This window comes from Romboutsia lituseburensis DSM 797 (genome assembly GCF_900103615.1).
Taxonomy (GTDB): Bacteria; Bacillota; Clostridia; order Peptostreptococcales; family Peptostreptococcaceae; genus Romboutsia_F; species Romboutsia_F lituseburensis.
Genome location: NZ_FNGW01000006.1, coordinates 170,881 through 188,417 on the forward strand (window position 1 = coordinate 170,881; position 17,537 = coordinate 188,417).

Here is a 17,537-nt window from a genome sequence, read left to right on the forward strand (position 1 = left end):
ACTTATTTTTTGTTATCATGGTAACTGTATAAAATTTTGGAAAGGAAGTTGAAAATTGAAGACGAGTGACTTTTACTTTGACCTACCAGAAGAATTAATTGCTCAAGTTCCTATAAAAGATAGATCTAGTTCTAAATTAATGGTACTAGATAAGAAAACAGGAGAAATAGAGCATAAAATTTTTAAAGATGTAATAAATTATTTAAATCCAGGAGACTGTTTAGTTCTTAATAATACTAGAGTAATACCAGCTAGATTGATCGGAGAGAAACTAGATACTGGAGGTAAGATAGAATTTTTACTATTAGAAAGAACAGAAGAAGATACTTGGCAAGCATTAGTTAAGCCAGGTAAAAGAGCTAAAATAGGAACTAAGTTTTCATTTGGTAATGGAAAACTTATAGGAGAAGTAGTTAGATTAGCAGAAGAAGGGTCTAGAATAATCAAGTTCCATTATGAAGGAATATTTGAAGAAGTTTTAGATGAATTAGGAAATATGCCTCTACCTCCATATATAACAGAGAGATTAGAAGAAAGAGAAAGATATCAAACTGTATATTCTAAACATAATGGTTCAGCAGCGGCACCAACTGCAGGGCTACACTTTACAGAAGAGTTATTAAATCAAATAAAAGAAAAAGGTGTAGATATTGCCTTTGTAACTTTACATGTTGGTTTAGGTACTTTTAGACCTGTTAAAGTTGATGATGTTTTAAACCATGAGATGCATTCAGAGTATTATGTGGTTGATAAAGAAGCAAGTGAAAAAATAAATAAAGCGAAAGCTAATGGAAATAAAGTTATATGCGTAGGTACTACTAGTTGTAGAACAGTAGAATCAGCAAGTAATGAAGATGGATCTATAAATGAATGTAGCGGTTGGACGAATATATTTATTTATCCAGGATATAAGTTTAAAGTAGTAGATAAACTTATAACTAATTTCCATCTGCCTGAATCTACATTAATAATGCTAGTAAGTGCTCTTTGCTCAAAAGAAAGTACACTTAATGCATATGATATTGCAGTACAAGAAAGATACAGATTTTTCAGTTTTGGAGATGCTATGATTATAAAATAGGGGGAAATAATGAAAAATTTAGATAAAAATAATTTATCATTAAGAATAGCGTATATATTTGAATCTATTTTAGCAATGGTAGTTTTAATTGCTGTATTTTTAGGGACTATCGATGTCCTAAGAATGATATGGAAAGCCTATATAGTAGAGTTTCAGACTCCAGTACAATATAGTCAGCTTAATGACCTATTAGGTCAAATACTACTGCTAGTAATAGGTGTAGAGTTGGTTGTTATGCTATCTCTTCATCTTCCTGGTGCATTAATAGAAGTTTTATTATATGCCATAGCAAGAAAAATGTTATTGCTTCCAAAAAGCGAAGGTATGGCGGATGTTTTAATTGGAGTAATAGCAATAGCTGGAATATTTGCAATACGAAAATATTTAGTAAGTAACGATAATAGCAATATTAATGTCACAAGCATTCATTATGAAGAATGCGAAGAAGGACAAAGTTGTGAAGAATGTGAAGCTTGTAGAGAGAAAAAATTACAAGCAGAAAAATCAAAACATTAAAACAAGGAGACAAAACATGAGTGCAATAAGATATGAACTTATAAAAACATGTAAACAAAGTGGAGCTAGACTAGGTAGATTACACACTCCACATGGAGTTATAGAAACTCCTATATTTATGCCTGTTGGGACTCAAGCAACAGTAAAGTCAATGACTCCAGAAGAACTTAAAGAAATAGGATCTCAAATAATATTAAGTAATACGTATCACTTATATATGAGACCGGGACATGATTTAGTTAAAGAAGCTGGTGGACTTCATAAATTTATGAACTGGGATAAACCAATACTTACAGATAGTGGAGGTTTCCAAGTATTCAGTCTAGGGCCACTTAGAAAAATAACTGAAGAAGGTGTACATTTTAGATCTCATATAGATGGATCTAAACATTTTATAAGTCCAGAAAAAGCTATGGAAATACAAAATGCTTTAGGATCAGATATAATGATGGCATTTGATGAATGTGCTCCATATCCTGCAGATAGAGAATATGTTAAAAATTCTTTAGAAAGAACTACTAGATGGTTAAAAAGATGTAAAGAAGCACATACAAACACTGAAAAACAAGCATTATTTGGTATAATACAAGGTGGTATGTACAAGGACTTAAGAGAGCAATCAGCTAAAGAAATCTTAGAGCTAGATTTACCTGGATATGCAGTAGGTGGACTTAGTGTTGGTGAACCTAAGGAGTTAATGTATGAAGTATTAGATTATACAGTGCCTTTAATGCCAGAAAACAAGCCAAGATACTTAATGGGAGTAGGAAGTCCTGACGATTTACTTGAAGGTGTTATAAGAGGAATAGATATGTTTGACTGTGTACTTCCGACTCGTATAGCTAGAAATGGTACAGCTATGACAAGCGTTGGGAAAATTGTAGTTAGAAATGCTTCATATGCTAGAGATTTTGGACCATTAGATCCAAATTGTGATTGCTACTGTTGTAGAAATTACTCTAGAGCATATATAAGACACTTAGTAAAAGCTAATGAAATATTAGCATCAAGACTTATAACTACACATAACTTACACTTTTTATTAAACTTAATGAAGCAAGTAAGAGAAGCTATAATGGAAGATAGATTATTAGATTTTAAAGAAGAATTCTTCAAAGCTTACGGATACACAAAGTAATATTTAATATAAAAGGGGCTGATAAAAATAAAATTTATTACAGAAATAAATTAATTTAAGGTCCCTTTTTAAAATATATAGAATAAATCAATCAATAACTTTATAATATTTATTAAAGGAATAATTTAGACAACTTACACTATTAATTATAATTGTTTTAATATATAATGATTATATCGTAGTGTAATACATAAACTATAATTTGAAGGAGTGAAAACCATGGGATCAACTCAACAGATGATAATGGGAATATTAATGTGGGTAGCAGTATTTGCTGTATTCTACTTCTTATTAATAAGACCTCAAAAGAAAAAAGAAAAGCAATTAAAAGAAATGAGAGAGACTTTAGCAGTTGGAGATAAAGTTAGCACTATAGGTGGAATAATAGCTACAGTTGCAAAAGTTGAAGAAGATCATGTTGTATTAGAATTAGGTCCAAACAGAAATAAAGTTCCATTTGAAAAATGGGCTATAGGTACTGTTGAACCAAAGAAAAAATCAGAATAATAATTTGGAATTTAGATACCTCCTCTTGAATATATATTGTATAAGGGGAGGTGTTTTTATGGAAAAATCTAATCATATTCTAAAAGGACTAGGATATGCATACATATTAACTTTAGTAACATTATTAATTTATAACTTAATATTAACATTTACTAGTGTGTCAGGAAGCAGCATTGCAATGGCTTCATCATTTATAACAACAATATCATCAGCTTTTGGAGGATTTTATGCCTCTAAACATATAAAAGAAAAAGGTCTTATATACGGACTGTTAGTTGGATTAATGTACATAGTATGTCTTATATTAATAGTATTTTTAGCTAAAGATCAATTTGCTTTCGAAATTGACATGCTATATAAAGTATTACTAGTATCTCTATCAGGAGGTATAGGCGGAGTTTTAGGTGTAAACTTTAAATAGAAGTTTTCCATATTGATTTTTTGTGATATAATCAATATGGAAAATTTAAGTAGGAGGTAGTTGAAATGGAAAAAAAGCATATTAAAACTTTATCTAAAGCTACTTTAAAGAATAGTGCTGCAAAAGGTGGATGTGGAGAATGTCAAACATCTTGCCAATCAGCTTGTAAAACTTCTTGTACAGTTGCAAACCAAGAGTGTGAAAGATAATAAATTTTTAATACACTATGAGGTAAGACTCCATAATTATGGGGTCTTATTTTATTTTTAGTAAAAAAGTTTATTTGTTTATAGCATTAATAAATTCGTATGTTACTCAGAATATAATAATATTAGCGTTTATACGAACTAATTATAAAATATAGATATTAAATATATTCAACGTCATGTATATTATCTTAAAATATGATATAATCTAGATAAAATTAACACTTTGGAGGAGATATTATGAAAATTAAGTTAGGAACTATACTTGGCTCAGTTATATTAATATCAGCTGGGCTTATAGTGATAGAAAAATTTAAAATAGATAAAATGCTACATGCTAATTCATTTATAGGAGAACAAGTTCAAAATGTTAGCAACTTAGTTGATGATAATAAAGATATATTAAGTTCAGTTAAATTGGACAAAGTAGGGGAAGCAGTATCTTCAGTAGGAAATAATGTAACAGAAATGTTTGAACAAGTTGATTTTAATAAAGTTGGCAATTTAATTATTGAAAAGAAAGATGCATTATTAGAATTTACAGGTGAAAAAATAAATGGTTTAGAAAAATTAATAGAAATACCAATGAAGGAAATACAAAAAATTATATAAAATTAAATAAGGTTGCCTTAATTGGCAACCTTATTTAATTTTATTTGCCTATACTTTATTAAAGTTATATAATGAAGAATAGAGTTAAAATACAATTTGGGAAAATTGTCAATATAGATGGAGCAATTTGATATTAGGAGGACATATATATGAGTATGATACATAAGTTTTCAATGAACGGATACAATATAGTACTAGATGTAAATGGAGGGGCAGTTCATGTAGTTGATGAAGTAGCTTATAATTTAGTAGATTACTATAAAGAAAACACAAAAGAGGAAATATTAAATACACTAGGAGCACAATACTCAAAAGAACAAATAATAGAAGCATATGAGGAAATAGAGACTTTAGAAAATGAAGGTCTTTTATATACAGAAGATACTTATCAGTTTCATCCAAGCTTTGTAGATAGAAAAAAGGTTGTAAAAGCTTTATGTCTACATGTAGCTCATGACTGTAATTTAAAATGTAAATACTGTTTTGCTGCCCAAGGAGATTTTGGTGGAGCTAAAGAATTAATGAGCTTTGAGGTTGGTAAAAAAGCTATAGACTACTTAATAGCTAACTCAGGAAACAGAAGAAACCTAGAAATAGATTTCTTTGGTGGAGAGCCTTTAATGAACTTTGATGTTGTTAAACAATTAGTTGAGTACGGAAGAAGTGTAGAAAAGGAAAATAACAAGAACATAAGATTTACAATAACAACTAATGGAATATTATTAGATGATGAAAAGATAGAATACATAAATGAGAATATGCACAATGTTGTATTAAGTTTAGATGGAAGAAAAGAAGTAAATGATAACATGAGACCAACATTAAATGATAAAGGTAGTCATGATATAATATTACCTAAGTTCAAAAAACTAGTAGAGAATAGACCTGAGGACAAGTATTATTACATAAGAGGTACTTTCACAAGAGATAATCTAGATTTCTCTAAAGATGTTATGCACTTTGCAAATGAAGGATTTAAACTTACTTCAGTAGAGCCAGTTGTAGGTGAAGAATCTAATCCATATGCACTTAGAGAAGAAGATATGCCTAGGGTATTTGAAGAATATGAAAAGCTAGCTGTTGAGTATGCTGACATGAAAGTAAAAGGGGATGACTTTAAGTTCTTCCACTTTATGATAGATTTAAACCAAGGTCCATGTGTAATAAAAAGAATAACAGGATGTGGTGCAGGTAATGAATACTTATCAATAACTCCAGAAGGTGATATATATCCATGTCATCAATTTGTTGGAAATGAAGAATATAAAATGGCTAACATATTAGATGAAGAGATAGTATTCCCAGAAGAATTAACAGAAAGCTTCAGAAATGCACACGTGTACAGTAAAGAAGACTGTAAAAAATGTTGGAATAAATTCTACTGTTCAGGTGGATGTCACGCAAATGCAACTAACTTTAATGGTGATGTAATGAAACCATATGAACTTGGTTGTGAAATGCAAAAGAAACGTACAGAATGTTCAATAATGATACAGGCAAAATTATTATTAGAAGGTGAATAAAATGATAAAAGGGTATCAAGGTACAGAACCAAAAATTGATGAATCTGTGTTTATAGCAGAAAGTGCAGATGTTGTAGGTAAAGTTACAATAGAAAAAAATGCAAATATATGGTACAACGTAGTTATAAGAGCAGATGAAAATACTGTTACAATAGGGGAAAATACAAATATACAAGATGGAAGTGTAATTCATATATGTAAAGATCATCCTACTGTAGTTGGAAAAAATGTAACTGTTGGACATAAAGCATTAATACATGGATGTACAATAGGAGATAATACTTTAATAGGTATGGGATCGATAGTACTAGATGGAGCTGAAATAGGAGAATATACTTTACTTGGTGCGGGAAGTTTAGTTCCTCCAGGTAAAAAAATACCATCAGGAGTATTAGCTTTTGGATCTCCAGCTCAAGTAGTGAGAGAATTAAATGAAAAAGAAAAAGAAAATCTTGTGAATTCTGCTTTAAAATATGTAGAAACTGCAAATAATCATAAATAGTAGTAAAATTAAAAGGGCAATCTTAATATTGCCCTTTTTTTAAATAATATAAAATTATAAATTTTATTTATATAACATAAAGCGGAGTTGATAAAAATGAGAGTAAGTTACAAGAACTTAAAAAGATATAAAGAGATAGTTCATATATTAATAAAATACGGATTTTCATTTATAGTAGAAAAATTAAATATAGAGGGCGTAGCTTATAGAATACCAATAACAAATCCATCTGATGAAATAAAGAACATGTCAACAGGTGAAAAGATAAGAAGAGCAATAGAAGAATTAGGACCTACTTATATAAAATTAGGTCAAATTCTTAGCACAAGAAAAGATTTATTAGATCAAGATATTATAGATGAATTAAGTAAACTTAGAGATAGTGTAGAGCCATATGACACAAATATAGCAAAAGAAATATTTAAACATGAAGTAGGATTAGATATAGAAAAAGTATTTATAGATTTTAATGATAAGCCTTTAGCAGCAGCATCAATTGGACAAGCATATGAAGCTAAGTTGCAAACTGGTGAGTCAGTTATTGTAAAAATTCAAAGACCGAATATCGAAGAAACAATAAAATCAGATTTAGAAATATTAAAGACCATGGCAGTAGCATTAAAAGATTTTAATAAAGATATAGAAGTTGATTTAATACAGATAGTTGAAGAATTCCAAACACAATTACTTAGGGAGCTGGACTATAATTTTGAAGCTATAAATGCTATAAAATTTAGAAAAATATTTAGAGATAGTAGTGAAGTATACATTCCGGAAATATACGGTGAATATAGCACTAAGCGTGTATTAGTAATGGAAAAGATTAATGGAGTTAAATTAAGTGATATAAAGAAGATTAGAAGCAATGGATGGAATACCAAAAACATTAGTGATATAGGTGTAAGGTCTTTATTTAAACAAATTTTCGAACATGGATTTTTCCATGCAGATCCTCATCCAGGTAATATATTTGTATTAGGAGAAAATACAATTTCATATATTGATTTTGGTATGATAGGTATAGTAGATAAAAAAACCTTAAATTTATTAAATGAAGTAGCTATAGCTGTTATAGAAAAAAATGTAGATCGAGTAATTTATATTTTAATGGAAATGGATGCGTTAAACACCGAAATTGATATAAGTGGACTTAGACAAGATTTATTATATCTAATGCATTATTATTATGATGTTCCGATAGATAAAATTAGTATTGGAGATATAATGAATGAAGTATTTAGGTTTTTTAGAAAGTATAAAGTATCAATTCCTTCTCAATTAGCAACATTAGCTAAAACTGTAATAACTTTAGAAGGAACAGGCAGAGAATTAAATCCTGATTTTTCAGTTTCATCAATAGGAAAAGAATTTATGAAATATTATTATGTGAATAAATTTAATCCTCAAAGAGTGTTCATGAATACAAAGCATGCTACAGAAGAAATGATTTTAGATATTAAAACTTTACCAAAGCAAATGAGGGGTATACTTAGAAATATAGAAAAAAATAATATAAAAATTCAAATAGATGATGTTAAATTTGAGTCATTAGAAAGAAGAATAACTGATTTAACTACTCAAATATCGTTAAGTTTGGTATTAGCATCTATAGTTGTAGGTTCATCGTTAATAATAGCGTCACCAAATATAAATGGGAATAGTTGGATAAGACTTACAGCTTTATCTGGGTTCTTTATATCTTTTATAATAGGACTATTGTTAGTGATTAAGATATTTAGATCGCAGTATAGGAAGAAATAGAGGTGAAAAGGTTGAAATTTAATAAAAAATGGACATTAAAACACATGGGGAGTGTAAAAACAGACGAATTGAGTAATAAGCTAAAAATTTCCCCGGAAATTAGTCAAATATTGAAAAATAGGAAAATAGACAATGAAAAAGATGCCGAAATATTTATGAATCCATCGCTAGATTATCTTAGAGATCCTTTCTTAATGAAAGATATGAAAAAATCTGTAGAGCGAATAAATATAGCAATTGAAAATAAAGAAAGAATATGGATATATGGAGACTATGATGTAGATGGGGTTTCTTCAACATCTATATTATGTATATACTTTGATTCTATAAATTATCCAATTAATTATTACATACCAAATAGATTAGAAGAAGGATACGGAATAAATGAAGATGCTATAAAAAACATACATTCACAAGGATGCGACCTTATTATAAGTGTAGACTGTGGTATTACATCAGTTAAAGAAGTTGATTTAGCAAATGAGCTAGGTATTGATGTTATAATAACAGATCACCATGAATGCCAAAGTGAAATTCCTAATGCATATGCTGTTATAAATCAAAAACAAGATGATTGTAATTATCCTTTTGACATGCTATGTGGATGTGGTGTGGCTTTCAAACTTATTCAAGCACTTACACCAAAAGAAGAATTTAAAACTAGTTTATATAATTATTTAGAAATAGTAACTCTAGCTACAATTTGTGATATAGTTCCATTGGTAGACGAAAATAGAATTATTGTAAAAAATGGTTTAAAACTTATGTCAGAAGGCAAAAATATAGGATTAAAAGAACTTATAAAAGTTTGCGGAGTAGAAAGTGATAAAATAGGATCTTCACACATAGGATTTGCTATAGGCCCAAGAATAAACGCATCAGGTAGACTGGGATATTCAAAGCTGGGCGTAGAATTATTCACTACTAAGTCAATTGAAAAAGCTAAAGAGATAGCTAATATACTAGAAGAGAAAAATAATGAAAGACAATTAATAGAAGCTAAGATGTATCAAGAAGCAGAAGCTATCATAGAATCTAATGAAAGATATAAAAGTGATAAAGTTTTAGTTATAGCTAAAGAAGGATGGCAACATGGAATAATAGGTATAGTTGCATCTAAATTAACTGAAAAGTATTATAAGCCAACAATATTATTAACTATAGAAGATGGAGAAGCTACTGGTTCAGCAAGATCTATAAAAGGATTTAGCATATTTGATGCTCTAGTTAGGTGTAAAGATTTACTAAATAAATTTGGTGGTCATGAGCAAGCTGCAGGTTTAGGGTTGGACTCTGATAAGGTGGAACAACTTTCAAGAGAAGTAAATAAGTTTGCCCAATACGAATTAAGTGAAGATGATTTAATTGAAAATATAAAAGTTGAGTTTGAATTAGAAGAACATGCAATAAATTTAGACTTAGTAGAAGAACTTCATAAATTAGAACCGTTTGGGCTAAGCAATCCAAATCCTCGATTTATAGTTCGAGATGCAATACTTAAAAATATAATGGCTATAGGTAAAAACAAGCAGCATCTGAAGTTTACCATAGAAAAAGAGAAATCATATGACTGTATAGGCTTTAATATGGCATATTTAAAAGGTGGATTTAATACAGGTGATAAAGTAGATGTACTATTCCAACTAGATGAAAATAATTTTATGGGCAATCGTAGTGTCCAATTTTTATTAAAAGATATGAGGTTATCACATCCTAAAAATACAAGCTTAAATGAGGATTCAATAGAATTATTTGAAAAAATTATTCCCGATATAGACAACTTATACAAGTTAAATGATGTAGATGAAGATGCTATTTGCAATAAAATGAATGCATCTAATATAGAGGAAGCCTTAAATGGAAATAAAAATATAAATATATTTGAACATATAACTAAGAATACCTTAATTATAGCAAATACAGTTAATGGATTTTATAATGCACTATCAGATATATCATTAGTTGATGAGGAAATTTGTGGAGAATTTGAAGTTAGTTATAATAATTTTACTAGTAATAATGATAAACTACAACTTATATTTTCTCCAAATATTGATAAAATAGACATAAAAAGATATAATAATATTATTCTTTATGATTATTTGTATAATAAAGGCGATTATTCGTATTTATGCACGAACGCGAATAATGAAACTTCAATTATCAAATATTATAGCCAAACGGATTTAATTTACTTAAAAAATATTGTAAATAACTTAGTTTTAGATCGAGAAGAGTTCATTTCAGTATATAAAATAGCTTTAAGCCAAAAAAATATAGAAATCAATTTAAAGGACATAAAAAAGGTATTTAATATGATACCTCTAAAGCTATTTGCGATAATAAAAGTATTTAAAGAATTGTCATTACTAGATTTTGGATTTAAATATGATGAAATATTAAATATAAAATCTATTTATATAAATATATTACCAAAACCAAATGAAAAGCTAAACTTAGATGAAAGTAAGATACTTAAAAATTTGAAAGAGTTGAGCAAAGAATACAAAGAAAGCTATTAGGAGGAGTCCAAAAAATGGATTTAAGAAAAGTAATAAGAGAAGTAGAAAATTTCCCAAAAGAAGGTATAAACTTCAAAGACATAACAACATTAATGCAAGATGGAGAAGCTTTTAAATTTACAATAGATGAATTTATAAAGGATTTAAAAGATAAAAATGTAGATGTAATAGTAGGGCCAGAGGCAAGAGGATTCTTAATGGGTACACCTGTTGCTTATGGAATGGGAATAGGATTTGTTCCTGTTAGAAAACCAGGAAAATTACCTCATGAAGTAGAAAGCTATAACTACGGATTAGAATATGGAACTGATACGCTAGAAATACACAAAGATGCTATAAAGCCAGGTCAAAGAGTTGCAATAGTAGATGATTTATTAGCAACTGGAGGAACTATGGAAGCTGCTGCTAAGCTTATAGAAAAGTTAGGTGGAGAAGTTGTTTCTATGCAATTCTTAATAGAACTAGAGTTTTTAAATGGAAGAGATAAATTAACTCAATATAATGTTAATTCTCTAATCAAATACTAATAACATATAAATAGTTGGTATCATACCAACTATTTTAGTATAACGAAAAGAGAATTTTAGATATAATTAACGCAGAAATGCGAATTTCATACTTAAAATAGGTGGTATTATGCATGATAAACAATTACAAGAACTAATTGATAAAATAAAAAGTTATGCACCTAATGCAGATGTTAGTTTAGTGGAAAAAGCTTATTACTTTGGAAAAAGTGCTCATGAAGGACAGTTTAGAAAATCAGGGGAACCTTATTTTATACATCCAATAGCTGTTGCTAATATACTTAGTGACATGGAACTTGATATAGAAACTATAGTAGCGGGACTTTTACACGATGTTGTTGAAGATACGGATTACACATATGAAGATATAGAAAGAGAGTTCTCACAAGAAGTAGCTAACTTAGTAGATGGGGTAACAAAACTTGGACAAATTAAGTATCAATCAAAAGAGGAAACACAAGCTGAAAATCTAAGAAAAATGTTTTTAGCAATGGCTAAAGATATAAGAGTCATACTTATAAAATTAGCTGATAGATTACACAATATGAGGACTTTAAAATTTATGCCTCCTGAAAAGGCTAAGGCTAAAGCTAAAGAAACTCTAGAGATTTATGGTGGAATAGCGAATAGATTAGGTATATCTATGATAAAGTGGGAGTTAGAAGACTTAGCTTTAAGATATATAGATCCAGAAGGATATTATGATTTAGTTGAAAAAGTAGCTAAAAAAAGAAGCCAGAGGGAAGCATATATTGAAAATGTACTTGAAATGCTTGATGAAAAGTTAAAAAGCGTTAATATTTCATATAATGTATATGGTAGACCAAAACATTTTTACAGTATATATAGCAAGATGAATAATAAGCATAAAAGTTTTGAAGAAATCTATGACTTAACTGCAGTTAGAATAATAGTAGATACTGTAAAAGATTGTTATGCTGTACTTGGAATGGTACATACATTATGGAAGCCTATCCCTGGTCGATTTAAAGACTATATAGCAATGCCTAAACCAAATATGTATCAAAGTTTACATACAACGGTGATAGGTCCAGATGGAGATCCTGTAGAAATTCAAATAAGAACTAAAGAAATGCATAGAATAGCTGAATACGGAATAGCAGCTCACTGGAAATATAAAGAAGGTAAATCAGCTGAAGGAAGTAAGCAAAATATAGAAGAAAAGCTTAAATGGCTAAGACAAATGATGGAATGGGAAAAAGACTTAAAAGATCCACAAGAGTTTTTAGACGCACTTAAAGAAGATGTATTTAGTAGTCAAGTTTATGTATTTACTCCAAGGGGAGATGTTATAGAACTTCCAGCAGGAGCAACACCTATAGATTTTGCTTATAGAGTTCATACTAATGTAGGTAACAAATGTGTTGGAGCTAAAATTGATGGAAGAATAGTAACTATTGATTACAAACTTCAAAATGGGAATATAGTTGAAATATTAACTTCAGCTAATTCTAATGGACCAAGTAGAGACTGGCTAAGTATAGTTAAAACTCCTAATGCCAAAAGTAGAATAAGACAATGGTTTAAAAAGGAAAGAAGAGAAGAAAATATAGAACGTGGAAGCTTAATATTAGAAAGAGAATTTAAGAAATATAGCTTGCCAACAAAAGATCCATCTATAGATAAACATATGCAACATATTGCTAAAACCTTCAATCAACCAAGTGTAGAAGATTTAATTGCTACAATTGGATACGGTGGTATAATGGCATCGCAAGTAGTTTCTAAGGTGAGAGAACTTTATGAAAAAGAAGCGAAAAAAATACAAAAAGATCAACTAGCAAATCAGCCAGAAGATTTTAAAAACCATAACTTAAGTGATCAAGAGTATAAGAAAAAAAGAAAAAACAACTCTCAAGGAATAGTTGTAAAAGGATTAGACAATATATTAGTTAGATTTGCTAAATGTTGTAATCCTCTTCCAGGTGATAATATTGTTGGATATGTTACTAAAGGAAGAGGTGTTGCTATACATAGAGCAGACTGCCCAAATGCAAATAGCAATGGTGATTTCTTCCAAAATAGATTACTTGAAGTTTCATGGAGTGATGCTAACAAGTCTAAATTTGAAGCAGAAATTCAAATAAGAGCAGTTGACAGAAAAGGTATAATAAATGATATAACTCATATGGTAGCAATAGATAAAGTGAGTTTAAATGGTATAAATGCTAGAAAAGGAAAAGATAGCATAGTAAGTGTTAACTTATTAGTTGAAGTTAACAACATAGATGAATTAACACTATTAATGAAAAAAATAAAATCTATACCAGGTGTAGAAGATATATATAGAGTAGTAAATTAGGAGGTAAGATATGAGAGCAGTAGTTCAAAGAGTATCTTCTTCTAAAGTTACAGTAGATGAAAATGTAACTGGAGAAATAAGTAAAGGATTACTTGTTTTGTTAGGAGTAACTCATGAAGATACATCTAAAGATGTAGATTATATGATAGATAAAATTTTAAATCTAAGAATTTTTGAAGATGAAAATGAGAAAATGAATTTATCTTTAAAAGATGTAGGTGGAGAACTATTAGTAGTATCTCAATTTACTTTATACGGTGATTGTAGAAAAGGAAAAAGACCAAGTTTTTCAAATGCTGCAAGACCAGATGTAGCGATACCTTTATATGAAGAATTTATAAAAAAAGCTAAGGATCAAGATGTAGTAGTGGGCACAGGAGAGTTTGGTGCTCATATGATGGTAGACTTAACTAATGATGGTCCTGTTACTATACTGTTAGAATCAAATAAAAGTTTCTAAGGGGGATTTAAAATGAAGATAGAGAAGTTTGTTGAACCAAATTTTGGTGAGAATATATATATTTTAAGTGACGATGAAAGTAAAAAATGTGCTGTAATAGATCCAGGCTTAGGTGCAAATGTAGAATCAAAGGTTTTAAGTTATATAAAAAACAATGGGTTGATTTTAGAATATATAATACTTACTCATGGTCATGGTGATCATATAGGTGCAGTTAAATACATAAAAGAAAGAACTAATGCAAAAGTAATTGCTCATCATGATGAAAAAGAACTACTTTTAGACAAGAAGAAAAATCTAAGTAATATGATGCATTGTGGGCCTCAAGAGCTTGATGCAGATATATATGTTAAAGATAAGGATAAATTAGAATTAGGAAACTTAAAATTAACATTTCTACATACTCCAGGACATACTAAAGGATGTATGTGCATAAGAGTTGGAAATGAAATGTTTACAGGAGATACTTTATTTGCTGGAAGTATAGGAAGAACGGACTTATATGGCGGTGACTATAAGCAAATAGAAAAATCACTTAAAAAAATATCAAAATATGAAGATAATGTAGTAATATATCCTGGTCATGGTCCTCACTCTACATTAGGTGTAGAAAAAATGACTAATCCATATATGAGCAGATAATATACAATATTACTTACTGCTCCTAGTTAACATGTTACTACTATAAAAAAGGAGCAAATTATGATAGGTGTAATTTTAAAAGGACATGATTATAAATATGAAGTAGCTGAGTTGATAAAATTATTTACTACTACCTTCGAATTTATAGAACAAAAAAGTTTTGGTAGGATGTTAGAAAATGTGCTTTATGTTTACAATGATAATGTAATTTCTAAAACTAAGTACTATGAAAACTATGAATTAAAATTTGAATTTGCTGACCATGTTAAAATCGGTGGTCTAAGTGAACAAGAAATAAAAAAAGTTACTAAAGAGTGTATAAAAAGAAGTATGTTTAAGGTACTACAAAATAGACTACATACTTATGTTCCTTGGGGTATACTTACTGGAATTAGACCGGTTAAAATTGTTCATACTTTATTAGATGAACAAAAATCTGATGAAGAAATAAGAGAAATTCTTAAAGAAAAGTATTTTATAATGGATGAAAAAATAGATTTAGCATTAGAAATAGCTAAAAGAGAAAGAGTATTTATTTATCCTATAGATAAAAATAAAATTTCTTTATATGTAGGAATTCCATTTTGCCCAACTAGATGCTATTACTGCTCATTCCCTGCAAATCCTTTAAAGCAATTTGGACACTTAAGAAAAGAATACGTAGAGAAGTTAATACTAGAAATAAAAGGTATGGCAAAAATACTTAAAGATACTAATAAAGAAATAGAAACTTTATATATTGGAGGAGGAACTCCTACAGCTCTAGAACATGAAGATTTAGATACTTTAATTAATGCTTTATATAAAGAATTAGATTTAAGTACTATTAAAGAGTTTACGGTAGAGGCAGGTAGACCAGATTCGATAACTAGGGAAAAACTAGAAGTTCTTAAAAAGCATAATGTAAGTAGAATAAGTATAAATCCTCAAACTATGAACGATGAGACACTACAAAAAATAGGTAGAGATCATAGTGTAGCAGATATTATTGATTGTTTTAATATGGCAAGAGAAATTGGATTTGATAATATAAATATGGATCTTATATTAGGTTTAGTTGATGAAGATTTAGAGATGGTTAGAAATACTTTAGAAGAAATTAAAAAGCTTTCTCCAGAGAGTTTAACAGTTCACACATTAGCTGTTAAGAGAGCATCTTCATTAAAAGAAAACTTAGATAAATATGAGCTTACAAGATATGAAGAAATGATAAAAATGATAGATTTATCAATGGAATATGCTAAAAATATGGGATTAAATCCATATTACATGTATCGTCAAAAACATATGTTAGGAAATTTAGAAAACATAGGTTATGCTAAAGAAGGATATGAGTGTATTTACAATATACAAATAATGGAGGAGAAGCAAAGCAACTATGCATTAGGTGCAGGGTCTATTTCAAAATTTGTATATGTTGATGAAGATAGAATTGAAAGAGTAGAAAACGTAAAGAACGTTGAACAATATATAGATAGAGTAGATGAAATGATTGAAAGAAAGAGAAAGGAGATTTACCAAAATGTTAACTAAAGCTCCAAGAGGAACTAAGGATATAACTCCAAAAGATGCATACAAATGGAATTATGTTGAGAATAAATTTAGAGAAGTTTGTGCACTATTTGGATATGAAGAAATGAGGACTCCAGTATTTGAACATACAGAGCTATTTAAAAGAAGTGTTGGAGACACTACAGATATAGTACAAAAAGAAATGTACTCATTCACTGATAAAGGTGAAAGAGATATAACTTTAAAGCCAGAAGGTACTGCTGGTGTAGTTAGAGCATTTATAGAAAATAAATTACATGCTGATACTCAACCAACTAAGTTATTTTATATAACACCTTGCTTTAGATATGAAAGACCACAAGCTGGTAGACAAAGACAATTCCATCAATTTGGGATAGAAGCTTTAGGTAGTGATAAGCCATCATTAGATGCTGAAGTTATAGCTTTAGCAGTACAATTTTTCAATGAAGTTGGTCTTAAAGATTTAGCAGTAAGTGTAAACTCTGTTGGATGTCCAACTTGTAGAGCTGAATATAATGCTAAGTTAAAAGAATACCTTGATGCTAAGAGTGATGTATTATGTGAAACTTGCTTAGAAAGAAAAGATAAAAATCCAATGAGAGTTATAGATTGTAAAAATCCTAACTGTCAAGAAAATTTAAAAGATGTACCATTTATGATAGATCATATATGTGATGATTGTAAGGATCATTTTGGAAAGTTACAAGAGTACTTAAAAGAAATGGAGATAAACTTTGTAGTTGATAAAACTATAGTTAGAGGTTTAGATTACTACAAAAAAACTGCATTTGAAATAATATCTAATGATATAGGTTCACAAAGTACTGTTTGTGGTGGTGGAAGATATGATGGGCTTGTTGAACAATTAGGAGGACCTAAAGGTGTTAGTGGTATAGGTTTTGCTATAGGAGCTGAAAGACTATTATTAACGATGGAAAATAACAACATAGAAATACCAAATCCTAAATCAACAGATATATTCATAGCCACTTTAGGAGAAGCTGCTAAAGTAAAAAGCTTTAAAATATTAAAAGATCTAAGAACTAATCATATAAGTGCAGATGCAGACCACTTAGATAGAAGTATGAAAGCTCAATTTAAGTATTCTGATAAAATAAATGCTAAATTTACTATAGTTATAGGTGATGATGAATTAGCTAATGATAGTGTAACTCTTAAAGACATGGCTGCATCACAACAAACTACTATAAAATTAAGTGAAATAGTAACAGAGCTAAAAAATAGACTATAATTATAAATTCA

Annotated in this window: 17 protein-coding genes; all 17 read left to right on the top strand. The window is 29.1% G+C overall.

Annotation, left to right across the window (positions count from 1 at the left end):
* The first annotated feature begins 55 nt into the window (after positions 1–55).
* The 17 genes from queA to hisS all read left to right on the top strand — a co-directional run bounded on the left by queA (position 56) and on the right by hisS (position 17,526).
* Positions 56–1,081: a tRNA preQ1(34) S-adenosylmethionine ribosyltransferase-isomerase QueA gene (gene queA / locus BLP75_RS12995; RefSeq protein WP_092726712.1), complete on the top strand. Its 1,026-nt coding sequence runs from the start codon at positions 56–58 to the stop codon at positions 1,079–1,081.
* 9 nt (positions 1,082–1,090) lie between these two features.
* Positions 1,091–1,597: a phosphate-starvation-inducible PsiE family protein gene (locus BLP75_RS13000; RefSeq protein WP_242872434.1), complete on the top strand. Its 507-nt coding sequence runs from the start codon at positions 1,091–1,093 to the stop codon at positions 1,595–1,597.
* 16 nt (positions 1,598–1,613) lie between these two features.
* Positions 1,614–2,735, top strand: coding sequence for a tRNA guanosine(34) transglycosylase Tgt (gene tgt, locus BLP75_RS13005; RefSeq protein WP_092726713.1), 1,122 nt, complete (start codon positions 1,614–1,616; stop codon positions 2,733–2,735).
* A 219-nt stretch (positions 2,736–2,954) separates the two neighbouring features.
* Entirely contained in the window at positions 2,955–3,242 is a 288-nt protein-coding gene (gene yajC / locus BLP75_RS13010) for a preprotein translocase subunit YajC (protein WP_092726715.1), read from the top strand.
* A gap of 58 nt (positions 3,243–3,300) precedes the next feature.
* Positions 3,301–3,663: a TIGR04086 family membrane protein gene (locus BLP75_RS13015; protein WP_092726716.1), complete on the top strand. Its 363-nt coding sequence runs from the start codon at positions 3,301–3,303 to the stop codon at positions 3,661–3,663.
* A gap of 65 nt (positions 3,664–3,728) precedes the next feature.
* Positions 3,729–3,872, top strand: a complete 144-nt coding sequence (gene scfA, locus BLP75_RS13020; RefSeq protein ID WP_092726719.1) for a six-cysteine ranthipeptide SCIFF — start codon at positions 3,729–3,731, stop codon at positions 3,870–3,872.
* A 237-nt stretch (positions 3,873–4,109) separates the two neighbouring features.
* Entirely contained in the window at positions 4,110–4,481 is a 372-nt protein-coding gene (locus BLP75_RS13025) for a hypothetical protein (RefSeq protein ID WP_092726721.1), read from the top strand.
* Positions 4,482–4,630: 149 nt separating this feature from the next.
* Entirely contained in the window at positions 4,631–6,004 is a 1,374-nt protein-coding gene (scfB, locus tag BLP75_RS13030) for a thioether cross-link-forming SCIFF peptide maturase (RefSeq protein ID WP_092726723.1), read from the top strand.
* Position 6,005: 1 nt separating this feature from the next.
* Complete coding sequence (locus tag BLP75_RS13035; RefSeq protein ID WP_092726725.1) at positions 6,006–6,506, top strand: gamma carbonic anhydrase family protein; 501 nt, start codon at positions 6,006–6,008, stop codon at positions 6,504–6,506.
* A gap of 96 nt (positions 6,507–6,602) precedes the next feature.
* A complete protein-coding gene (locus BLP75_RS13040) occupies positions 6,603–8,267 on the top strand; it encodes an ABC1 kinase family protein (protein ID WP_092726727.1) in 1,665 nt (554 codons plus the stop codon).
* Between the two features lie 44 nt (positions 8,268–8,311).
* Positions 8,312–10,789, top strand: a complete 2,478-nt coding sequence (gene recJ / locus BLP75_RS13045) for a single-stranded-DNA-specific exonuclease RecJ (RefSeq protein ID WP_092726762.1) — start codon at positions 8,312–8,314, stop codon at positions 10,787–10,789.
* A gap of 14 nt (positions 10,790–10,803) precedes the next feature.
* Positions 10,804–11,316 (top strand): adenine phosphoribosyltransferase, encoded by a 513-nt coding sequence (locus BLP75_RS13050; RefSeq protein ID WP_092726729.1) that lies wholly within the window; start codon positions 10,804–10,806, stop codon positions 11,314–11,316.
* Positions 11,317–11,425: 109 nt separating this feature from the next.
* Complete coding sequence (locus BLP75_RS13055) at positions 11,426–13,639, top strand: RelA/SpoT family protein (protein WP_092726731.1); 2,214 nt, start codon at positions 11,426–11,428, stop codon at positions 13,637–13,639.
* Positions 13,640–13,649: 10 nt separating this feature from the next.
* Positions 13,650–14,099 carry a D-aminoacyl-tRNA deacylase gene (dtd, locus tag BLP75_RS13060; protein WP_092726733.1) on the top strand — a complete coding sequence of 150 codons (450 nt, stop codon included), beginning with the start codon at positions 13,650–13,652 and terminating at the stop codon, positions 14,097–14,099.
* A gap of 12 nt (positions 14,100–14,111) precedes the next feature.
* Positions 14,112–14,741 (top strand): MBL fold metallo-hydrolase, encoded by a 630-nt coding sequence (locus BLP75_RS13065; RefSeq protein WP_092726735.1) that lies wholly within the window; start codon positions 14,112–14,114, stop codon positions 14,739–14,741.
* 60 nt (positions 14,742–14,801) lie between these two features.
* On the top strand, positions 14,802–16,274 hold the full coding sequence (gene hemZ, locus BLP75_RS13070; protein ID WP_092726736.1) for a coproporphyrinogen dehydrogenase HemZ: 1,473 nt from the start codon (positions 14,802–14,804) through the stop codon (positions 16,272–16,274).
* A complete protein-coding gene (gene hisS / locus BLP75_RS13075; RefSeq protein WP_092726738.1) occupies positions 16,264–17,526 on the top strand; it encodes a histidine--tRNA ligase in 1,263 nt (420 codons plus the stop codon). The genes hemZ and hisS overlap by 11 nt, the downstream gene beginning before the upstream one ends.
* Positions 17,527–17,537: the final 11 nt, after the last annotated feature.

Coding starts and splice junctions, on each gene's coding strand:
- yajC (WP_092726715.1), top strand. CDS start 2,955: ATGGGATCAACTCAACAGATGATAATGGGAATATTAATGTGGGTAGCA.
- hemZ (WP_092726736.1), top strand. CDS start 14,802: ATGATAGGTGTAATTTTAAAAGGACATGATTATAAATATGAAGTAGCT.
- dtd (WP_092726733.1), top strand. CDS start 13,650: ATGAGAGCAGTAGTTCAAAGAGTATCTTCTTCTAAAGTTACAGTAGAT.
- BLP75_RS13035 (WP_092726725.1), top strand. CDS start 6,006: ATGATAAAAGGGTATCAAGGTACAGAACCAAAAATTGATGAATCTGTG.
- BLP75_RS13055 (WP_092726731.1), top strand. CDS start 11,426: ATGCATGATAAACAATTACAAGAACTAATTGATAAAATAAAAAGTTAT.
- scfA (WP_092726719.1), top strand. CDS start 3,729: ATGGAAAAAAAGCATATTAAAACTTTATCTAAAGCTACTTTAAAGAAT.
- recJ (WP_092726762.1), top strand. CDS start 8,312: ATGGGGAGTGTAAAAACAGACGAATTGAGTAATAAGCTAAAAATTTCC.
- scfB (WP_092726723.1), top strand. CDS start 4,631: ATGAGTATGATACATAAGTTTTCAATGAACGGATACAATATAGTACTA.
- BLP75_RS13025 (WP_092726721.1), top strand. CDS start 4,110: ATGAAAATTAAGTTAGGAACTATACTTGGCTCAGTTATATTAATATCA.
- BLP75_RS13000 (WP_242872434.1), top strand. CDS start 1,091: ATGAAAAATTTAGATAAAAATAATTTATCATTAAGAATAGCGTATATA.
- BLP75_RS13040 (WP_092726727.1), top strand. CDS start 6,603: ATGAGAGTAAGTTACAAGAACTTAAAAAGATATAAAGAGATAGTTCAT.
- BLP75_RS13050 (WP_092726729.1), top strand. CDS start 10,804: ATGGATTTAAGAAAAGTAATAAGAGAAGTAGAAAATTTCCCAAAAGAA.
- tgt (WP_092726713.1), top strand. CDS start 1,614: ATGAGTGCAATAAGATATGAACTTATAAAAACATGTAAACAAAGTGGA.
- BLP75_RS13015 (WP_092726716.1), top strand. CDS start 3,301: ATGGAAAAATCTAATCATATTCTAAAAGGACTAGGATATGCATACATA.
- BLP75_RS13065 (WP_092726735.1), top strand. CDS start 14,112: ATGAAGATAGAGAAGTTTGTTGAACCAAATTTTGGTGAGAATATATAT.
- hisS (WP_092726738.1), top strand. CDS start 16,264: ATGTTAACTAAAGCTCCAAGAGGAACTAAGGATATAACTCCAAAAGAT.